We start from the raw sequence: 23,348 nt of genomic DNA on the forward strand, positions 1-23,348 counted from the left end.
TTAACGCCAAAACACGTACATATAAATCAAAATGTAAATTATAAAAGCTATCGAAGAAATAAACAAAATTTACAGTATTTGACTATTTAATAAAAGGAATTTTAATAAAAAAATGGTCAACCTATATCAGTATAATACATTATGAAGTGTAACAATTCTTTCCATTATTAGTCCTTCTTATTAAGAAACTATAATTAAATATGAAAAATATAACCATTACGAGCATAATCCTTTTCCTTTTAATAAATATAAATTATACGTTTTCACAAACGAAAAATAACACTATTGAAAGTCCATTAGAATATATTCATCACAGAAACGAAGCCATAAGCTTAGTTAAGAATGAAAAATGGCAAGAATCCATTGAAATTTTAAAAAACCTAACCACACAATATCAAAACGACGCTGATTTATTTTATTTATTAGGGCTGTCCTATTATGAAACTGGACAGTTTACAAATGCAATTATGGTATTAAAAAAAACTCTTGAATCTGGAGGTACTATTTTAACGGATATTCCGACAGGCTCAGCACCCTCAAATGATATAATGATTAAAATTGCCAAAGCCTATGCTGAAGATGGAGATAAGGAGAATGCTTTATTATGGTTACAAAAAGGATTTGCATCTCGTTATGACGAAAAACCATTCTTAAAAGGGGATGCTGCTTTTAAAGACTTCATAGAAGATGAAAATTTTTTAGCACTATTTGGAAATGATAATCAAGCAAATATTACAAGAGAAGAAACTTGGGTTAAAGATATTTCATACTTAGAAAACAGAATTAACGAGTTACATTATAGCCCTTATCACGCTATTTCCAAAACAGAATTATCAAAAGCAATTCTAAATTTAAAAACAAAAATAGCGTCATTAAATGATGAACAAATAATTGTAGAATTAATGAAAATTGTTGGTAGTTTGGGCAATGGACATAATTTAATTATTCCAACATCCCCTAACAAAGATGCCTTAAAAAAGCTTCCCGTTCAGTTTTATCAGTTTAGTGATGGAATTTTTATTGTTGATGCTGAGATAGGTTTTGAAAAATGGATTGGTTATGAAGTGGAATCGATTGAAAATACAAATGCTGAAGAAGCGCTGCAAAAAACAAATGCCATAAATGCTAGAGATAACGATATGCAAACACTTTGGTTGGGTCCATATTATTTAGGACTCCCAGATGTATTAAAAGGTTTAGGAATTGTTGAGAACGCCAATCAAGTTGCAATTACTTTGAAAGACAGAAGTGGAAAGTCTCAAAAAATAATAATGAATCCAGTTTCTTGGAATTTTTCTGACTTCCCAAAAATGCCAAAACTAAAAGACAAAGAACAACCATTATTCTTGTCGAAAACAGAAGACCCTTATTGGCACAAATTAATCCCAGAAAACAATAGCATCTATGTTCAGTTTAATATAGTTACACAAAAGGAAACACAAACTTTAAAAGATTTTAATATCGAATTACGTAGTCAGATATCCAAAAACAAGGTTCACCATTTAATATTAGATTTGAGACATAATCACGGTGGAAATGGTTCTATATTGCCACCAATGTTAAAAACCATTATCAATTTCGAAATTATGAATCCAGATGGAAACGTTTTCGTATTAATGGGACGGGAAACTTTTTCTGCGGCTCAAAATTTGTTAACGGATATCACAAAATATACTGATGCAATTCTTGTAGGTGAACCCAGTGGTTCAAAACCAAATCATATAGGAGAAGCAGGATGGTTTAAGTTACCATATTCAGGATTAATGGGGCTTATTTCTACACAGTTTCATCAAACATCAAAAGCAGAAGACAATAGGAATTGGATTGCTCCCCATATTCCAGTAAACGCATTATCAACTGATTATTTTAATGGAAATGACAAGGCTTTAAATACCATAATGGAGGTAATAAAGTCTGATAAAAACTAGGTTAACAACGTGTTATAATTAATTGCTTGGTTATAGCCTACTTACGAAAATCCTCGCGGATTTTGCATTCAGTTTTTATTTGCTAAATTACGTACTTAATCGCGCTACTAAACATACACAAACAAGTTGGCAGTAATTAGGGATCTAAAAATAAATCGAAATATCTGTCATATTTTGATAACTCTTGTCACTAAACAAGTAGAGAGTAATAATGAAAGATACAAAAACCAATGACAGAAATATTTGAACAACTACTTGAGAATAATAAAGAGAAAATTTACAGAATTTGTAAAATTTACGCAGTTACCCCTTTAGAACCTCAAGACCTTTTCCAAGAAGTGATTTTTGCAATTTGGAAATCTATATCAAGCTTTAAAGGCAATTCGAGTATTGACACTTGGATTTACAGAATTACTCTAAATGTCTGTCTTCGCTCAAAACAAAAGTTAGAGAAAAAGAATTTTAAAACAGTTCGTTTAGAATCTGTTCAATTTGTTCCTGTTGATATGCCTCTTGATAGGACACAACAAGCAAAGCAAAAAGCACTTACTTCTTGTATCTCTTCATTGAACGAAACCGATAAATCAATTATCATTCTTTATTTAGAAGAATTGAGATATAAAGAAATTGCAGAAATAACAGGAATGACAGAGAATTATATAGCTGTGAAAATGAAAAGAATAAAAAAAACTCTATTAAATTGTATAACATATAAACTATAATATTATGTGGAATAATAAACAAAAAGACATTTGGAAAGACATAAAAGATACTTGGAATAAACAACCTCAATCCGAAAAAATTAATATTCAGGTATCACAGCTCTTAAATGAATTTAATGGTAAGATAAGTCAATTCGAGAAAGATTCAATTAATTCTGATATAGCTACTTTGAAAGTAAATTGGGCTAAAACCAAAAAAGATAAAGTCAGTCAATTTGAAAAAGATTCAATAAAAAAAGACATCAACATCATTTCGGAATCTATAAAGAAAATAATTGATAGATTTAAGCGATAAAAACTACTGGGGCAACAACGTGTATAATTAATTGCTAGTTCTAGCCTACTTACGAAAATCCTCACGGATTTTATAGGTTAGTATTTATTTACTAAATTAGTTGCTTAACCGCGCAACAAAACATACCAAAAGCCCTTGTGCGTCATATGATGAACAACAGTAATAAAGAAAAACGGGAAAGCTGAAAACCGATTAGAGTAAGCACTTAAAACTAAAACTGACCAAATATGAAATCAACTTTTAAATTTTTAATTGCTGTGATTTGCTTTACTGCATTTTCGACTATTTCTGTTTTCGGACAAACAACTGATGAACAAAAGCTTTTGTACAAAACTGGAAATCCAGCGGAATGGCCTAAAGACCAAGATGCAGTTGTGTCTGCACCAAATAACCATAAAATTTTACTGGAAAACGACAAAGTAAGAGTTTTGGAGGTAACTCTTGCGCCAAAAGAATTAGAACCTGTTCATCATCATCAGTGGCCAAGTGTACTTTACATAATGGAAGCGGGAGATTTCATTGACCGTGATGGAGAAGGAAATGTAATTATGGATACTCGTCAAATACCTGAGCCTCTTGTTTTCCCAATGACAATGTATAAAAATCCAGAGGCACCACATTCAGTAGAGAATTTAAGTGGCACTAAAATAATTAGATTGATTAGAGTGGAAATGAAACAATAATTTCCAAATTTAAAAATTAACGGATAAAATACGAACGCATAACAATGGGTATAAAAAATTGCTAGTTTTAGATTAAAAAATGTAAGTTACTTTGTTTGCTTGCATCTTATTTTCTTTCGAAAAATCTTCGTACACAAACATGCAACTTTCCATATACATAAACGTTAGCAACAATAATGACAAAATCTTGAAAGCATCGATAAAAAACAGAATACAATCTTTAGATTTCTTGAAAGGAATAGTTCTAATTCTTATGGCATTAGACCATACTCGTGATTTTTTTCACAACGATGCGTTTTCAATAAACCCTACTGACCCAAATACAGCAGATTGGTTTGTTTTTATAACAAGATGGATAACACATTTTTGTGCGCCTGTATTCTGTTTTCTTGCCGGAATTTCTGCTTTTTTAATTAGTAGAAAAAAAACTAAAAATCAACTTGCTAAATTTCTTTTAAAACGTGGAATATGGTTGATTTTTATAGAGTTAACGTTAGTGAATTTTGCTTGGAATTTTGATATTTATTTTACCTATAACGAATTAGCCGTTATTTGGTCATTAGGAATGAGTATGGTTTTACTTGCTGGTATAATATACTTGCCGAAAAATATTATTCTACTTATTAGTGTTATACTAATTTTTGGTCATAATCTTCTCGATAGTCTTAATTTTAATGAGAGTTTTTTATGGTCATTAGTCCATCAAGAAAATGGGGTTAACATATTTGGAGGAAGAAGACTTTATGTTTCTTATCCTATAATTCCCTGGGTTGGTGTTATGTCTCTTGGATTTTGGTTTGGTGCTTTGTACAATAAAACTGTTGATGTTAAATTTAGAAAAAAAGCACTTAACATTTTGGGAGTATCTCTAATAGCTTTGTTTATAATATTACGCTATTCAAATTACTATGGAGATTTAAATCAATGGCAAGGATATAACAATATATCCAAAACACTTATGTCATTTATGGCAACTACAAAATACCCACCTTCATTGTTATTTTTACTAATGACCTTGGGGCCTTCATTTTTATTTCTTGCAAACACGGAAAAATTAAAGGGGAAAGTTGTTTCTTTCTTTCAGACATTTGGGAGAGTACCATTCTTCTATTACATACTGCACTTATATCTAATACACTTTTTAGCTGGAATAATGGCTAAATTAACTGGATTTGGATGGACAATGATGGTACTACCAAAATGGGTAACTGATATGGAAGAATTAAAAGGTTATGGATTTAATTTGTGGATTGTATATGTTGTTTGGATATTTATAATCCTTTTATTATATCCACTTTGCAAAAAATTTGACAAATACAAAATGAATAATAAAGATAAAAAGTGGTTAAGTTATTTATAAATTAATGTTGCCAACACCGTGTATAATTAGTTGCTTAACCGCGCAACTAACCATTAATAGGACGAGACATTTGAAAAAACTACCCGAATTCAATAACCTCAATCAATAATTTCAATATGTTATTTTTTTGTAACCTAACTGTTTAATTAGACGTCCAAAGAGCAAATAACATTTAGAAAAATTAAAAAATGCAAAAAGCAAATTATTTAAAGTCCCTATTAATCGCAATTACTGTATTGTCTCTTAATTCACAATCTATAATCTACTCACAAAATTTCGAATTAAAAATTGATAGTTTATTGCAGGAAAAATATCAACCGAATGCTCCTGGAGCAACCTTCTTGATTTCTAAAAACGGAACTATCGTTTATAAAAAAGCCTTCGGTCTTTCAAATTTAGAATTAAATCTTCCTATGCATACGGAAAACGTCTTCGAAATATCTTCTATGACAAAACAGTTTACAGCAGTATCTATTTTAATGCTTATGGAAAAAGGCAAACTGAATTTGGATGAAGAAATAACTAAGTTCATTCCTGATTACCCAACAAATGGACATAAAATTACAGTTCATCACTTATTAACACACACATCAGGAATTTAAGATTTTACCAGGGTTAAGGGGTTAAATGCAATTTCGACACAAGATTTAACCCCTTTAGAGCTAATAGGCTTTTTTAAAAATGAACCTATGGATTTTCTTCCTGGAGAAAAATTTAAATATAATAATTCAGGATATGTAATATTAGGTTATATCATTGAAAAAGTAACTGGACATCCCTATGCTAATTTTGTTGAAGAACAAATTTTTAAAAAAATAGGAATGACATCTTCACAATATGGAAGTCATAGAGAGGCTATTAAAAACAGAGCTTCGGGTTACCATAATAAAAATGGTTATGTTAATCGTAGACAAGTTAGTTATTCTTTTGCTTATTCTACTGGTGCATTGATGTCTACTGTGAATGATATGTTTACTTGGCAAGAAGCCATAAAAAATAACCTTTTAATTAGTAAAAAAACAACTGATAAAGCATTCTCGAATTATACATTGAATAACGGAGAACATATTAACTATGGTTATGGATGGCATATTAAAGAAAGAAATGGAATTTCTACAAGGGAACATGGAGGACACTTTTTCGGATTCAAGTCTATGGGTGTATATCTTCCTGACTATGATATTTATGTTGTTGGACTGAACAACTGTGATTGTAACTCACCAACAAAAATTACCAGAGAAATAGCAGAATTGGCAATGAAGACTTTAAATTAAAAACACAATACCGTATAAAATTAATTGCTAGTTCTAGCCAGTTTACGAAAGTCCTCGCGGACTTTCTATCTGTGATTTATTTGCTAACTTTAGTGCTTAAAACACGCAACTAATCTTATACAACCAAGTTGTAACCAATGCAGATTGAATTAAACTAAATGGAAAAAACAATATTTGAAATATCAAAAATGGATTGCCCTTCTGAGGAAAATTTAATCAGAATGAAATTAGATGGTATTTCGAGTATTAATCATTTAGAATTTGATATTGCTAACCGAAAACTGATAGTTTTTCATAACGGAGAAATTGAGCAAATAGAAAAGTCCATTATCGAATTAAGTTTAGGTGGAAAGAAAATCTCGACTGAACAAACAGACCAACCTGAATTTAAAGAAAATACAAACCAAATAAAGTTACTTTGGTCGGTACTTGCAATCAATTTTGTCTTTTTCATAATCGAAATGTCAACTGGAATTATTTCAAAATCTTTGGGACTTGTTGCCGATAGTTTAGATATGCTTGCCGACAGTTTTGTTTATGGAATTAGCTTGTTTGCTGTTGGTGGAACATTAATTAAGAAAAAGCGGATTGCAAAACTTGCTGGATATTTTCAAATTACACTTGCCATTATCGGATTTGTAGAAGTTTTAAGAAGATTTTTCGGAGAGGAAAAACTTCCAGATTTTTCTACTATGATTATCATTTCGATTTTAGCACTTATTGCAAACGGAATTTGTCTTTACATCTTGCAAAAGTCAAAAAGCAAAGACGAGGCACATATGAAAGCGAGTGTGATATTCACATCAAATGATGTAATAATAAATTTAGGAGTAATTATTGCAGGATTTTTAGTTCATTTGCTAAATTCTAACAAGCCTGATTTGATTATAGGAACGGTTGTTTTTATACTTGTAATTCAAGGAGCCTATAGGATTTTAAAACTTGGATGATAAAAAAGCACAGGTTACAACATTAGGTATAAAAAATTGCTTAATTCAATAAAATAGAATGATTCTAATAAAAAAAAATTAAATTTAATCATTGGAAAATTGCGTTTTCAAAACCCGCAACTTTTCATGCTCAAACCCTTTGTGCATCATATAAAAAGAGATAAGAATGAACAAATTATTAAGAATGATATATCTGATTGTTTTATTATCTCTGAACCTTTCTTGCTTTGAATCTAAAACAACCGAAAAAGAAATTAGAAAATCTGAATTGCTAAGCTCTTCAAAAATTGACACTTTAAACTTTACTTCAGGTGTACGTGCTATCTTTCAAGACGCTAAAGGCAGTTATTGGCTTGGAAGTCAAAATGAAGGTGTAAGCTATTATGATGGAAAATCATTTGAATACTTTACCACTATTGACGGTTTATCCGACAATCAAATCCGATCAATTCAAGAAGACAAAAATGGAAATATTTGGTTTGGAACTGCAAAAGGAGTAAGTGTCTATAACAGCGGGAGGTTTACTAACTATTCAATTAATACTAACGTTCCAAAAATTGAATGGAATGAAACTATTGGGGACTTATGGTTTTATGCAGGTGAAGAAGACGGAATAAATCGTTTTGACGGAATAAATATGAACTATTTAATTTTTCCAAAACCAAAAAATGAAAATCCGAATAATTCATACGGTGTAACAGACATATCAAAAAATAAAGACGGAGAGGTTTGGATTGCAACATATGCGGCATTATTCAACTTTAATGGGAAAATGATAAACGTTCTTGACAAAAAAAAATTGGAACTTAAAGACAATGAAGAATTACATATAAGAAGTGTTATAGCAGATTCAAAAGGGCGAATTTGGATAGGAAATAATGGAATTGGAGTTTTACTAATGGAGAATGATAAAACAATAAATTTTTCGGATATCAACAGCCTTATTCACAAGAATAGCGGTAAAAATGGAAATATCTCACCACCCGGGACAATGGAACACGTTTTTGCAATTGAAGAAGATTCAGAAGGGAATATATGGTTTGGAGATAGAGATACAGGAGCTTGGAGATTTGATGGCAAAACTGTAACAAACTATACTATTGATAAATATCTTAAATCTCAAATGATTTGGTGCATATACAGAGACAATAATAACAATTTACTCTTTGGAATGGCAGATGGAGGAGTTTATAAATTTAACGGAAAATCATTTAGTAAATGGCTTTAAAGAATGAAATACGAACGCACAACAATGGCTATACCTAATGCGGGCGAAAGTGCTAATATGAAAGTAATTAATTTTAATAAACTTACAGCTAAACGGAAAATGAAGTGCTTCTAATCCCGCACTACGCTTATACTTGACTGTTGTGCTTCAATATGATAAACCATTAACCAATGATAAAATTCTTTAGAAAAATTCGCCAAAACTTACTTTTGGAAGGAAAAACAGGAAAATATCTGAAATATGCAATCGGAGAAATTATTTTGGTTGTTATTGGATTTTTAATTGCATTAAGTATTAACAATTGGAATGAAGAAAGAAAGGAACTTGCTAGTGAATCAAAGGTTTTAAAAACACTTAATGCTGAATTTTATCAAAACAGTATAACATTAGATTCTGTACTACTGGAACTAAACCGCATGGAACAGTCATTGAGTTTTGTGTTTCTAAACATACAACCAAACCCAAATCTTGACTTTTCTCCAAAACAACTAGACAGTATTTTAAGGAATTCATTTTCTGATCCATATTGGACAAGAAGTGAATATACCTTGAGAAATTTAGAAAGTTCTGGGAAATTAAGTACCCTTACTAGTGAAGAATTAAAGAGCAAACTTTATGAATGGTCTTTAGTTGCCACAGATATTACAGATAAAGATTCAGACGCTACAAAGGGTTTTAATAATTTATTAAATTTTTATAGAGAAAATGGTTCTTTAAGAAATCTAGATGAAGGTGGTTGGATAATTTCAGAAGGACGTTCGTCGTTAGAATATGATCATTTTAAATTTTTCACTGACATAGTCTTTGAAAATATTATAGACGATTGCCTGGTGTATACGAGACAAAGAATACTAAGATATAAAAAAGCTAAGATTATTATTGATCAAGTAATAGCACTCACACAGACCGAAAAATGAAAACATTCTTTATGAATTAACAAAAGCACAACAATGGCTATTAGTAATTGCTTGTTCTCGCCTACTTTGAAAATTCCTGCGGAATTTCCAGCTTGGTGTTTACTTGCAAAGTTAAGTGCTAAACCACGCAACTACTGATAGCCGAGACTGTTGGAAGTAATCACAAAACAAAGAAATTCAGATGACTATAAATCTTAAAAAAATTGGCCATATTACTGCCATAATCCTAATTATTTCTGGATTGTTGATTGTCTGGATTGGACAAAGCATGATTGCATCAGATTTTGTTAGCAGTAATGGAGTTCTAGGAGTTATGGTTGTTATTTTGGGTATCTTGTTTATGGTAGGCGGTGCACTTTTAACTATAATAACATTTATATCATGGGTATTTGGCACCTTAGTACAACATTTCGGATTTAAAGTTGTCTTTTTGGCAGCCGGAATAATAGGTTTAAGCTTTTATATTTACAAAATATTTGTTCCCACTAGCAGTTTTAAAGATCCAATTCCCGTTGGAATAATAGATGGGACAATCTATAGCGGACCAGCTTTTACAGAGAATAAAGTTACGGTGCTTACTTCTAATTCTTCTATAATGTTAATTAGGGTTACAGACAGCATAGTAGATGGCTATCCATGGTTTCAAATAGCTTATAACCAATCGTCAAAAGGTTATATGTGGGGTGGAAATCTATGCGCTCAAGATGCTTGGGTTAATGGTCTTAGTGGTCGCTGTCCATCTCATCAACAAGAAAAAACCATGACTAAATTTGATAGTTATAATATAGATTCTTCAACCAAACCGATTGATATTATTGATGCAATTCATAAAATGTTACCAGGTCATTGGCAATCATCTACGTATGAGCTTGAGTTTAATGAACAAAAAGAGATAGTATATGATGAAAATGTGATAGGAAGGTGGTTTGTGGAAATTGATGATGATTATTCATATAATTATGAAGTTTGGCTTAAACTTCAATATAATGGAAAATATTCTTATCAATCAAATAGATATAGAATTTCAAATCTCGATGCCAGTTTCTTAGGTCTTAAAAAAGGTTTGGATTATGACTTCTATAAAAGGATAAAGGATTAACAAGTTTTTAAAAGTAAAGGAAACTGAAAAATAGAATTAAAAAACTGTTGCTAACAATGTACATAAAAAAATAGCTTCATTTAGTTAAATAGAATGATTCTAATATAAAAATATATTAAATTTAATTGATGAAAATCCAGTACCTGTATTAATATATTATAATGACCAACAGATTAAACTGAATTTAGAAAAACCAAAAAAATGAAAAAACACATTTCCCTATTCATCTTATCGATTATTTTTATGAGTGCAAACTCAAACGCACAACAAGCCTTATTTAGTAACCAGCAAATTACATCACCTGAAATACAACAGGACAATTCTGTAATATTCCGTATGCTAGCACCAAACAGTAATTTGGTTCAAATTACAGGCGACTTTTTACCAACTGAAAAGAAACAAAGTCCAATGGGTGAAATAGACATGCCTGGCAAGGTAGATTTAATTAAGGATAATAATGGAGTATGGACCTATAAAACCAAAGAATTAAACCCTGAACTTTACAGTTATTCATTTATTGTAGATGGATTAACAACAAAGGATCCCAGTAATCCTTTCTTGGTTAGAGATGTAGCTTCAGTAACCAATATTTTTATTATTGGAGGTGGTCAAGCCGATTTATATAAGGTAAATAAAATTCCGCATGGTACAATAGCACGTCGTTGGTATGATGCCCCTGAACTAGGTATGAATCGTAGATTAACCGTTTACACTCCGCCGGGCTACGAAAAATCAAATCAAAAATATCCAGTTCTTTACCTATTACATGGAGCTGGTGGTGATGAAGAATCGTGGATATCATTGGGGCGTACCGCACAAATTATGGACAACCTGATTGCTGAAAATAAAGCTGAACCAATGATTGTTGTGATGCCAAATGGAAATGTATCTCAGGATGCTGCACCAGGAGAAGGAAGTGATGGATTTTATAAGCCTCAATTTATGGCTCCTAAAACAATGAATGGTTCATATGAAGGTAGTTTTTTGGATATTATAAAATTTATAGAAAGTAATTATAAAGTAAAGGCTGATAAACAACATCGTGCTATTGCAGGCCTTTCTATGGGCGGATTTCATTCTATGCATATCTCACGATATTACCCAAATTATTTCGATTATATCGGATTATTCTCTGCCGCAATTATGCCACGAGAAGATGCAACTGCAAAAGTTTACTCCAATATTGATGAAACACTTAATACACAAATGAAAAATGGCTACAAATTATATTGGATAGCAATTGGAAATGCAGATTTTTTATACAAAACCAACAAAGAGTTTAGAGAAAAACTTGATAAGATGGGTATGAAATACACCTATGTTGAAACAGAAGGTGGACATATTTGGAAGAATTGGAGAACTTACCTCTCTGAATTTGCACCTAAACTATTTAATTAATTTGTTTGTTATTTAATTTAAGCTGATAGCTATTTATAAAGATTTTATTGAACTAAAACTAAGTATAAAAACAGAAAACATTATTTCATAAGGAAATAATATTTTTACAGAGAATTAGAATTTATATAAAAAGAAATATTTAAAAAAATTATTTACTTTCCATATAATTTATACAATAAAATAAGATTATACCAATTTTAAAACACCTAATATGGCATATAAATTAACAGCTTAATCCATGTTAACCTGTGCCATTTTTAGGGCGAAACAATCCTAATATCGAGTATAAATCATATCGGAAAAATAAAGTAAATTTACTTGAACTTTTAATTTAAGATAAAACCTTAAAATAAAGCATTTTTGCTACTTCAAGGTTATGAAAATGTTTTAACTAGGGGAATAAAAAACAAATTAACCATAAAAAAAGGTCAAACTATTTCAGTATAATATAATAGCAACAAAAAAAATAACCAACCGTTACAATAACATTTAATTTACAGATTTGATAATTGGCTTAAATACAAACGAAGTAAACGAAAGACTCTCCTCTTTTGGCTACAATGAATTGCCGTCCGAAAAACCTAAAAACGTTATTGGTATTGCAATGGAAGTAGTAAAAGAGCCTATGTTTTTACTCCTTATTGCTTGTGGTTTGTTATATATTATTTTAGGAGATATATATGAAGGATTGATTCTATTATCAACTATTTTTATCATTATTTTCATTACGTTTTATCAATATCAAAAAACGGAAAAAGCATTAAATGTACTTAAAAATCTCTCTTCTCCAAGAGCTTTGGTTATTAGAAACGGACAAGAAATAAGGATTGCTGGAAGAGAAGTTGTACCCGATGATATTATTATTTTAAACGAAGGCGATAGAGTGCCTGCCGATGGAATTTTGATTGATAGCTTAAATCTCACCATAGACGAGTCTATATTAACAGGAGAATCCATTCCTGTCTTAAAATCTGCACAGAAAAATCCTACCAATATAATTGGGCATGTTTATAGTGGAACACTTGTAATTCAGGGTAAAGGATATGTTAAAATACTTGCTACAGGAATACATACGGAATTTGGAAAAATTGGACGTTCATTATTAAGTATTGAACAGCAAGAAACCCGTATGCAAATAGAAATGAAATCCTTAATTCGGAATTTATTTGTTTTGGGAGGTATTATTAGTGCAGTTGTGGTTATCGCGTTTTATTTTGTAAAAGGCAATTTCATTCATTCACTTTTAAATGGACTTGCAACCGCAATGGCTATACTTCCTGAAGAGTTTCCAGTAGTACTTACTGTTTTTCTTGCTTTAGGTGCCTGGCGACTGTCAAAGAAAAAGGTATTGACAAGAAAGCCGTCAGCTATTGAAACATTAGGTTCTGCAACAGTTTTATGCAGTGATAAAACTGGAACCATTACACAAAATAAAATGGAAGTTACAATTGTGTATAATGGAAATAAAACATTTTCAAAAAATACATTTTTAGAAAATCGAAACCACATATCTGAAATTTTGAATTTTGCTCACCTGGCTTCACAAGAAAAAGCTATTGATCCAATGGAAAAAGCTTTTAAAAATGCAAACCAATTAGTAAATAAGCATTTGATTCCTGTTACAGAATTACTTAAAGAATATCCCTTAACCAAATCACTTTTAGCTATAACAAGAGTGTTGAAGGATAATAAAAACAGTAAAACAATAGTGGCGTGTAAAGGTGCTCCTGAAACCATTTTTAAATTATGTAAATTAAATACCCTGGATACTGAAAAATATTTAAACATTGTTGAATCTTTTGCAGAAAAAGGACATCGCGTAATTGCAGTAGCAAATTCTTCATTTGAAGCTAAAATTTTACCTGATTCACAAACTGATTTCGAATTTAAATTTTTAGGGTTAATTGGCTTGGAAGATCCCATTCGTCCTGAAATTCCACAAGCTATTAACGAATGCAATGATGCTGGTGTAAAAGTAATTATGATAACAGGTGATTTTCCTACTACAGCCAAAAGTATTGCCCAACAAATAGGTATGAAGGTTGATAAAAAATTAATGACGGGCTATGAATTAAATACTATAAACGATGATGAACTAAGAAATAGAATTTCTACCATAAACATTTTTGCACGTGTAATTCCCGAACAAAAATTACGAATAATTAGAGCCCTACAAGCCAATAATGAAATTGTTGCAATGACAGGTGATGGTGTAAATGATGCTCCAGCATTAAAAGCCGCTAATATTGGAATAGCAATGGGTAATATGGGAACTGATGTTGCTAGAGAGGCATCTTCTCTCGTTTTATTAGATGACAACTTTGCTTCTATTGTATCAGCAATTCGTTTAGGAAGAAAAATATTTGACAATCTTCAAAAAGCAATGTCGTATATAATTGCTATTCATATACCGATAATTGGATTAACCTTATTACCTGCTTTTTTTTCCTCGTTACCAATACTATTAATGCCTTTACAAATTGTTCTTTTGGAACTGATAATTGACCCTATTTGCTCCGTAGCTTTTGAAAATGAACAAGAGGAGGAGAATATTATGAATAGAAAACCAAGAAATCCAGAAGAAAAGTTTTTTGGTGGAAATAAAATTTTTGCAAGTGTGTTACAAGGATTACTCGTTTTTGGAATGTCATTAACAATTTACTTTCTTTCTATTCAAGAAGGACATACAAACGAAGAGGTCAGAGCAATTGCATTTTCTTCATTAGTTATAGGAAATGTATTTTTAATTCTTACTAATCTTTCTAAAACAAGAAACTTTCTTAAAGTTATTACAGAAAGAAATTGGGCTGTATGGATTATTCTTTCCATAGCTATTATTATGTTATTTCTTATTATTTCAGTTCCATTTTTACAACATATTTTCAGTTTTCAATTCCCGGGCTACAGGCACTTTATTTCATCAATTATTGGGGCAATTTCAGTTTTACTAATTCTCGAAACTGTGAAATATTTTAATAATAGAAAAACGTTTAAAACCAATAAATACACCAACCGCTAACAAGGCGTAAAAAATTGTTTATTTAAATACTATAAAATGTTTTTAAAAAAAAATACTATTTTTAAACATCGGAAAATTAAGGTTTAAAATCCGCAAATATCTTTATACTAAAACTGCTGTAATAAAAAAAATATCTTTTGGTATGAGATATTTTGAACAATTTTCACAAATGAAAAAACTAAATACACTACTTGGAATAATACTTGGATTAACATTAATATGTTGCTCATCTGATAGTGATGAAAACAGCAATTCTCAAAAACATTTAACCAATATTAACTATAGCTATTTAGATGGTCAAATCCGATTAACTCAGAATTTAGTCTATGATGCAAATAATAATTTAATTGAAATTAACGATGAAAATGGATTAGTTATGAGTTCATATGATTACAATGGCTCTGATCGTCTTATCAAAGTGGTAGATTTTCAATATAATGATGATGGGACAAATTTTGAGTTTATAAAAAATATATCTTACAATAACGACAACAAAATATCCAACATTGAAATAATAGATAATATTTATAATGCTGAAGATGGTAAATTAATTGGCATGTATAATTATAATAAAGTTGTAAACTATGGAGATAATACAATTACAGTGGTTACTGACGGAATAGGTAGTGAAACGGTTATACTATCTTTGTCGAATAATTGGATTACAGGAGTTAAAATAATTAGAAAAAACACGCTGCAAGCGGATATGGTCTTTACTTATGATAATGAAGGTAATTGTATCTCAGGAAGCGGATTATACCAACCAGGGCTTTATGATACAACTGACATAGATTTGAATGTAATCTATGGAAATGAAGAAAAAAATCCGCATTTCAATGCTTTTTTTTATTTTAATGTTTTATGCTATAACAATAGCTTTTTTAATTTAAAAAGGGTTCTAATAGAACAGCAAGGGACTAAATATCCTAAAAAAATTCAATGGTATCAATTTGAAGGTTGGAATTACAGAGATTACCATGAATATTCTTTTGATATTGATGGTTCCATTATTTCAAAAAAGACTAATGTATTTAATACAAATACTTATGGCGAAATTGTTTCTTATACTTGGGAATAAAAACTTGATACAACAATGTATTATAAAAATTGGTTTATAAAATTAATTAGAATAATTCTAAACTAAAAAAACATTAAATTTAAACATTGTTAAAAGTGGCGTTTGTTACATTTTAATCTTTATGCAACTAATGTAAAATTACAATTAAGAATAAAAAGCTATAATAAAAAAACTAAAAAATGAGAATATTAAGATTTATTTTTTCCATAGTTATTATAATATCAACAACAGCTTGTAGTCAAAAAAAAACACCAAACACAGTAGCTAAAAATCATTTACAAAACGTAAGAGAATATTATCAACTTAGAGAATATACCTTTAATTCTGACGAACAAGAGAAAACTACAGATCAATTTCTTAAAAGAGCTTTTATTCCTGCTCTAAAAAAATTAGACATCCAACATATTGGTGTATTTAAAATAAGACCAGAAAAAACAGATAGTATCAAAAAAATTATTGTTTTAATTCCGTTTTCATCCATACAAAAATTCCTAAGTTTAGAAAAAGATCTTGCCAAAGACACTCTATATTTAAATGCTGGAAACGAATATTTAAACGCTAATTATTTAAAACCTCCTTATAAACGTATGGCATCTACTTTAATGAAAGCATTTAAAGACATGCCAATGATGAAACCTTCAATATTAAATGGTCCAAAAGAAGATCGTGTTTATGAATTACGGAGTTATGAATCACCAACAGAAAAGTATTTTATAAATAAATTAGAAATGTTTAATGCTGGTGGTGAAATAAAACTTTTTGAAAAACTTGAATTTAATGCTGTTTTTTATGGTGAAGTAATTTCAGGAGCAAAAATGCCCAATTTAATGTATATGACCACTTTTGAAAATCAAAAAAGCAGGGATGAACACTGGAAAGCATTTGTTGATTCTCCTGAATGGAAAAAATTATCTACCATGCCTAAATATCAAAACAATGTTTCTAATATTACTATTAACTTCCTTTACCCTACTGAATACTCAGACTATTAAAAAATAGTTATTAATCATTTTAAAATTAAATGAAAAACATTTACCTATTCATGTTTATCCTTTTTATAGGATGTAACACTTCAAAAGAAAATTACAGAAAACACATTAACCTTCAAGGACAATGGCAATTTGCTTTAGACACTTCAAACATTGGAATACATGAAAAATGGTTTTTGCTTGATTTAAAGGATTCAATAAATTTACCAGGAACTACAGATTTAAGTCAAAAAGGATTTAAAAATACAGATACCACAACTATGCACCTAAATAGGCTTTATAAATATGAAGGCATAGCTTGGTATAGAAAAAAAGTAATAATTCCTGAAACTTTTAAAGATAAAAATATACAGCTCATTATTGAACGCTCTAAATCTTCAAAAGTATGGATTGACAGCATTTTAGTTGGTGAGTCTCAATTACTTCAATCTTCTCAAAAATTTGATGTTTCAACTTATTTAGCTCCTGGAGATCACTATATTACTTTTCAAATAAATAATGATTTAAAATTAACTCCATATGGTAATGTTCATATTTATTCAGATGATACACAAACAAATTGGAATGGGATATTGGGTAAATTGTATTTAGAAGTATCACCTAAAACTTTTATATCAAACCTTCAGGTTTTTCCAAACATTGAGCAAAATAAAATTGATATTGAATTAGAAATTGAAAATCAACTTAATTTTAAAAACTTACATATTGATCTTATTATTGAGAAAACAATTAATGGCAAAAAAACAACTTTAAAAACTAAAAAAATAGTTAAACCATATGAACCAAAAATAAATCTGGAATATAAATTTAATGAAGCTGCAGCCTTGTGGGATGAAAACGAGCAACCAATTTACAGGCTATCAACTGTAATTTCAAATGGAACTATTAAAGATAGTAAATCTGTTAACTTTGGAATGCGTACGTTTTCTGTAAACGGAACACAATTTTCTATAAATGGACGTAAAACATTTTTAAGAGGAAAGCACGATGCTGCTGTTTTTCCATTAACAGGATACCCACCTATGAATGTTGAAGATTGGATAAGAATTTATAAAATCGCAAAAAATTATGGTATAAATCATTACAGGTTTCATACATATTGTCCTCCTGAAGCTGCTTTTGAAGCTGCAGATCAGGAAGGAATTTATTTACAAGTAGAATTACCTTTTTGGGGAGGAATGGAATCAGATACCATTGCACAAAAAATGAAAAACGAAGGAATTGCAATGCTAAAAGCCTATGCCAATCATCCTTCTTTTGTAATGTTCTCGCCTGGTAATGAAATTTGGAGCGGTCATGAAAAAGTAGAAAAATACATGCTCCAATTAAAAGCATATGACAATCGTCCGCTTTATACCATGGGTTCAAATAATAATATTGGTTATGTTGCTCCAAGAAAATATTCAGATTTTTTTGTTGGTGCACGAGTTCCAAACCAAGGTAATACTAGTATAGCGCATACACGTTTAACTCATGCATTTGCAGATGCTGAAAATGGAGGCATTTTAAATACACAAGTACCTTCAACAGAAATTAATTTTGAGCTTCCTGTTAGCACACTTAACATGCCAATAATTAGTCACGAAATTGGGCAATATCAAATTTTTCCTAATTATAATGAAATTACTAAATACACAGGTGTTTTACGTGCCTGGAACTTGGAAGTTTTTAAAAACAGACTCAAAAAAGCTGGAATGATTAAAATGGACAGTGCATTTCAACAAGCATCTGGAGTATGGTCTGCACTTTGTTATAAGGCTGAAATGGAAGCTGCATTAAGAACAAAAGGTTTTGGAGGGTTTCAATTACTAGATTTACAAGATTTTCCCGGTCAAGGCACAGCGCTTGTGGGTATTTTAGATGCTTTTATGGATAGCAAAAATGTTGTTACTCCAGAAATTTGGAAGCAGTCTTGTAATGATTTAGTAATATTACTTGAATTTCCAAAATATTGTTATACGAATACTGAAAACTTTCAAGCTAAAATTGTAGTTGCAAACTATTCAAATAAAGCAATAACCAACATATTAAATTGGGAAATTAAAAAGCAGGATGGCACCCTTGTAAAGCAAGGAACAATTTCAGATTTAAAAATTACAAATGGAGGTTTGTCTCAAATTGGAGAATTAAATGTTAACCTTTCTTCAATAAATAACCCCGAAAAACTAACTGTAAATGTTGCTATACCTAATTCAGAATATGCTAATACCTACCCTATTTGGGTGTATCCAACAACAGCAACTATTGAAACCACCAAAGATATATTTGTAGCTGAAAAATTAAACAATGAAGTTATAAACAGGTTACAAAATGGTGAAAAAGTACTTTTATTTCCACAAACTAAAGACGTTGATAAAATAAGTTTTTCTGGACATTTTCCTCCAGAATTTTGGAATTATGGAATGTTTAAAGGAATTAGTGAGTGGGTAGAAAAACCAATATCTCCGGGAACTTTAGGTCTTTTAACAAATCCTAAACACGCTTTATTTAAAAATTTCCCAACCGAATTTCATACAAATTGGCAATGGTTTTCTATTGTTAAAGCAAGTAATTCATTAATTTTGGACAACACCGCAAATGATTATTATCCAATTGTTCAAGTAATAGATAATCTTGAAAGAAATCATAAATTAGGTTTAATTTTTGAATTTAAGGTTAGCAATGGTAAATTATTAGTTTGCATGTCTCAACTTAAAAAAATATTAGATAAACCCGAAGCTGCTCAATTATATCAATCAATTATTAGTTATATGAATTCAAACGATTTTAATCCGAGTAACCATTTAACATCAGAAAAATTGACAGCATTATTTAACAATAATTAATTTAATAAATACCAAATTTAAAGTTAGATTATGAAAAAAATTATCCTTTTTGTTTTAATATTTAATTTAACACAAAATTATGCTCAAGAAAAGTTAATTATAAACACCTACAACAGAACCTCTACCCTTTTAGATGGAAATTGGAATTATATAGTTGATCCTTATGAAAATGGGTATTTTAATTATCGGTATGAAGCTTTCGATACCCAGGAAAATCCTTCAAAAAATGCTTATTTTTTAAATTCCAAACCTTCAAATCCATCGGATTTAGTTGAATACGATTTTGATGCTTCCGAAACAATTCAGGTTCCCGGAGATTGGAATACTCAAAAAGAAAATCTATTTTATTATGAAGGTACCGTTTGGTATAAAAAATCATTTAACTACTCAAAATCAAAAAGCACAAATAGAGTATTTGTTTATTTTGGAGCTTCAAATTATGAATCACATGTTTATTTAAATGGTAAAAAGTTAGGGACTCATATTGGTGGATTTACTCCTTTTAACTTTGAAATTACTGATCTTTTAAAAACCAACGATAATTTTTTGGTTGTAAAAGTAGATAACAAACGAAAAAAAGAAGGTGTGCCAACTTTAAATACAGATTGGTGGAATTATGGAGGAATTACCAGAAGTGTAAAACTTATAGAAACCAGTTCAAACTTTATTCAAGATTATTTTATTCAATTAGATCCTAATAACAAAAATAAAATTAAAGGATTTGTTTCATTAAATGGTACAGAAATTACTAATAAAAAAATACAACTATCCATTCCACAACTTCAAATTAATAAAGAATTTTTAACGGATGAAAACGGAGTTATTGAATTTGAATTAACAAATAAAAAAATAAAATATTGGTCACCAGAAAATCCATTCTTATATAATGTTATCTTAAATACTGAAGGGGAAGAAATTAAAGATCAAATTGGTTTTCGTTCAATTAAAACCGAAGGCAAATTCATTTTATTAAATGATAAAAAAATATTTTTAAAAGGAATTTCTATTCATGAAGAAAGTCCGTTTCGAAAAGGAAGAGCATATTCATTAGAAGATGCTAAACAACTATTAAATTGGGCTAAAGAAATGGGATGCAATTATGTACGTCTTGCGCATTACCCACATAACGAGCATATGGTTAGACTAGCTGATAAAATGGGCGTGTTAGTTTGGGAAGAAAATCCAGTTTACTGGACCATTCAATGGGATAATGAAGATACTTTTAAAAATGCTCAAAATCAATTAACTACAGTTATAAACAGAGATAAAAACAGGGCTTCAGTAATTATTTGGTCAATGGCAAATGAAACACCTTCAAGCAACGAAAGAAATATTTTTTTAAACAAATTGGCAACAAAAACCAGAACACTTGATCCAACGCGACTTATAAGTGCTGCCTTAGAACAAAGTAGCTTTAAAGGAAGCTCAACGGTAAAAACAATACACGATCCTTTTGCTGAAGTAGTGGATATTTTAAGTTTCAATCAATATATTGGGTGGTACGCAGGTTTACCTGAAGAATGTGAAAAAATTAAGTGGAAAATAGAAATAAATAAACCTGTAATTATTTCTGAATTTGGTGCTGGAGCAAAAAAAGGATTTTATGGAGAAAAAACTACACGATGGACCGAGGACTTTCAAGAATATTTATATGAAGAAACTTTAAAAATGATTGAACAAATTGATCAACTTCAAGGAATATCTCCTTGGATTTTGGTTGATTTTAGATCGCCAAGAAGACCTTTACCCAAAATACAAGATGGTTGGAACAGAAAAGGTTTAATTTCTGATGACGGTCAGAAAAAGAAAGCATTTTTTGTATTACAAAATTACTATAATAACAAAAATTAAATTCAGATATCAATTAATTAAAAATAACTCTTTAAAATTTATGTAAGTTTTAAAGGGTTCTTTTTTGTCAACTAAAATAGAGTTAGTATTTTTGCCCAAACCTAAGAATAATGAAAAACACGAAATATGTTTTCGTAACTGGAGGGGTAACTTCTTCACTCGGAAAAGGAATTATTGCAGCATCTTTAGCAAAATTATTACAAGAAAGAGGCTATTCTGTTACCATTCAAAAACTGGATCCTTATATTAACATAGATCCAGGAACCTTAAACCCTTATGAACACGGCGAATGTTATGTAACTGATGATGGTGCTGAAACTGATTTAGATTTAGGGCATTACGAGCGCTTTTTAAACATTCCAACATCACAAGCTAACAATGTTACAACTGGTAGAATATATCAATCTGTAATTGATAAAGAAAGAAAAGGAGAATTTTTAGGTAAAACCGTACAAGTAATCCCTCATATTACTGACGAAATAAAAGATCGAATTCAAATTTTAGGAAATACTGGTGAATTTGACATTGTTATAACAGAAATTGGAGGTACTGTAGGTGATATTGAATCTCTTCCTTATGTAGAATCTGTACGTCAGTTATTATGGGAATTAGGACATGAAAATGCAATAGTAATCCATTTAACATTAGTTCCATTTTTAGCTGCTGCAGGAGAATTAAAAACAAAACCTACGCAACACTCTGTTAAAATGTTAATGCAAAGTGGAGTAAGTCCAGATATTTTAGTTTGTAGAACTGAACATGAACTTTCAGAATCTATAAAAAGAAAATTGGCACTTTTTTGTAATGTTAAACAAGAAGATGTAATTGAATCAATAGATGCTGAAACCATTTACGATGTTCCAAACTTAATGCTAAAGGAAAATTTGGATATGGTGGTTTTAAAAAAATTACAACTTCCACAAGACAAACAACCCGAATTAAAAGTGTGGAACCAGTTTTTAGCAAAATTTAAAAATCCAAAACATACAGTTGAGATTGGTTTAATTGGTAAATATGTTGAATTAAAAGATGCCTATAAATCTATTTCTGAAGCTTTTATACACGCAGGTGCTCACAATGAAGTAAATGTGAATATAAATTGGATTCATTCTGAAGAATTAACAGTTAAAAATGTTCCAAAAAAATTAAAGAATCTAAATGGTATTTTAGTTGCACCTGGTTTTGGTGAAAGAGGAATTGAAGGTAAAATTGAAGCCGTAAAATATGCACGTGAAAATAACATTCCATTTTTAGGTATATGTTTAGGTATGCAAATGGCCGTTATTGAATTTTCAAGAAATGTTTTAGGTTTAAAAGACGCTAATTCTTCTGAAATGAGCAATGACACTAAAAATCCTGTTATTGATTTAATGGAAGAACAAAAAAGCATTACCAATTATGGTGGTACTATGCGTTTAGGTGCTTGGGATTGCAAATTGGATCAAGATAGTAAAGTTTATAATATTTATAAAAAAGAACTTATAAGCGAAAGACATAGACATAGATATGAATTTAATAATGATTATCTGGAGCAAATTGAAAAAGCAGGAATGATTGCAACGGGTAGAAATCCTGAAACCAATTTAGTTGAAGTAATTGAAATACCATCGCATCCTTGGTTTATTGGAGTTCAGTACCATCCAGAATATAAAAGTACGGTGTTAAATCCACACCCATTATTTATTGATTTTGTAAAAGCTTCTTTGGAACATTATTTGAACTAATACACAAT

General features: G+C 30.0%; 16 protein-coding genes and 1 pseudogene. All 17 read left to right on the top strand.

Translation table 11 applies throughout. From position 1 onward, the window contains the following. Nucleotides 1-200: 200 nt before the first annotated feature. The 17 genes and pseudogenes from BX611_RS12890 (at nt 201) to BX611_RS12970 (ending at nt 23,340) form a co-directional block, all read left to right on the top strand. Entirely contained in the window at nt 201-1,928 is a 1,728-nt protein-coding gene (locus BX611_RS12890) for a tetratricopeptide repeat protein (RefSeq protein WP_115881983.1), read from the top strand. Between the two features lie 230 nt (nt 1,929-2,158). Then, nucleotides 2,159-2,650 carry an RNA polymerase sigma factor gene (locus tag BX611_RS12895; RefSeq protein ID WP_115881985.1) on the top strand — a complete coding sequence of 164 codons (492 nt, stop codon included), beginning with the start codon at nt 2,159-2,161 and terminating at the stop codon, nt 2,648-2,650. Nucleotides 2,651-2,654: 4 nt separating this feature from the next. Then, on the top strand, nt 2,655-2,945 hold the full coding sequence (locus BX611_RS12900; RefSeq protein WP_115881987.1) for a hypothetical protein: 291 nt from the start codon (nt 2,655-2,657) through the stop codon (nt 2,943-2,945). Nucleotides 2,946-3,202: 257 nt separating this feature from the next. Beyond that, nucleotides 3,203-3,628 (top strand): hypothetical protein, encoded by a 426-nt coding sequence (locus tag BX611_RS12905; protein WP_147296427.1) that lies wholly within the window; start codon nt 3,203-3,205, stop codon nt 3,626-3,628. Between the two features lie 187 nt (nt 3,629-3,815). Continuing rightward, nucleotides 3,816-4,988 (top strand): DUF1624 domain-containing protein, encoded by a 1,173-nt coding sequence (locus BX611_RS12910; protein WP_240324993.1) that lies wholly within the window; start codon nt 3,816-3,818, stop codon nt 4,986-4,988. Between the two features lie 299 nt (nt 4,989-5,287). Then, nucleotides 5,288-6,262: pseudogene (locus tag BX611_RS12915) on the top strand (serine hydrolase domain-containing protein). Between the two features lie 158 nt (nt 6,263-6,420). Continuing rightward, nucleotides 6,421-7,212: a cation transporter gene (locus BX611_RS12920; protein WP_115881993.1), complete on the top strand. Its 792-nt coding sequence runs from the start codon at nt 6,421-6,423 to the stop codon at nt 7,210-7,212. A gap of 166 nt (nt 7,213-7,378) precedes the next feature. Beyond that, nucleotides 7,379-8,440: a ligand-binding sensor domain-containing protein gene (locus tag BX611_RS12925; RefSeq protein WP_115881995.1), complete on the top strand. Its 1,062-nt coding sequence runs from the start codon at nt 7,379-7,381 to the stop codon at nt 8,438-8,440. Nucleotides 8,441-8,610: 170 nt separating this feature from the next. Beyond that, nucleotides 8,611-9,357 (top strand): DUF6090 family protein, encoded by a 747-nt coding sequence (locus BX611_RS12930; RefSeq protein WP_115881997.1) that lies wholly within the window; start codon nt 8,611-8,613, stop codon nt 9,355-9,357. Nucleotides 9,358-9,538: 181 nt separating this feature from the next. Then, nucleotides 9,539-10,456, top strand: a complete 918-nt coding sequence (locus BX611_RS12935; protein ID WP_115881999.1) for a hypothetical protein — start codon at nt 9,539-9,541, stop codon at nt 10,454-10,456. 201 nt (nt 10,457-10,657) lie between these two features. After that, nucleotides 10,658-11,854: an esterase gene (locus BX611_RS12940; RefSeq protein WP_115882001.1), complete on the top strand. Its 1,197-nt coding sequence runs from the start codon at nt 10,658-10,660 to the stop codon at nt 11,852-11,854. A gap of 502 nt (nt 11,855-12,356) precedes the next feature. Further along, nucleotides 12,357-14,873, top strand: a complete 2,517-nt coding sequence (locus tag BX611_RS12945) for a cation-translocating P-type ATPase (RefSeq protein WP_115882003.1) — start codon at nt 12,357-12,359, stop codon at nt 14,871-14,873. Between the two features lie 169 nt (nt 14,874-15,042). Further along, on the top strand, nt 15,043-15,951 hold the full coding sequence (locus tag BX611_RS12950; RefSeq protein ID WP_162880046.1) for an RHS repeat domain-containing protein: 909 nt from the start codon (nt 15,043-15,045) through the stop codon (nt 15,949-15,951). A 179-nt stretch (nt 15,952-16,130) separates the two neighbouring features. Further along, on the top strand, nt 16,131-16,943 hold the full coding sequence (locus tag BX611_RS12955) for an NIPSNAP family protein (RefSeq protein ID WP_115882007.1): 813 nt from the start codon (nt 16,131-16,133) through the stop codon (nt 16,941-16,943). A 29-nt stretch (nt 16,944-16,972) separates the two neighbouring features. After that, nucleotides 16,973-19,765 (top strand): sugar-binding domain-containing protein, encoded by a 2,793-nt coding sequence (locus tag BX611_RS12960; RefSeq protein ID WP_115882009.1) that lies wholly within the window; start codon nt 16,973-16,975, stop codon nt 19,763-19,765. A gap of 30 nt (nt 19,766-19,795) precedes the next feature. Beyond that, a complete protein-coding gene (locus BX611_RS12965; RefSeq protein WP_115882011.1) occupies nt 19,796-21,616 on the top strand; it encodes a glycoside hydrolase family 2 protein in 1,821 nt (606 codons plus the stop codon). A 110-nt stretch (nt 21,617-21,726) separates the two neighbouring features. Beyond that, entirely contained in the window at nt 21,727-23,340 is a 1,614-nt protein-coding gene (locus BX611_RS12970; RefSeq protein ID WP_115882013.1) for a CTP synthase, read from the top strand. Nucleotides 23,341-23,348: the final 8 nt, after the last annotated feature.

Origin of the sequence: Lutibacter oceani, from assembly GCF_003384935.1 — a bacterium.
Classification (GTDB): domain Bacteria; phylum Bacteroidota; class Bacteroidia; order Flavobacteriales; family Flavobacteriaceae; genus Lutibacter; species Lutibacter oceani.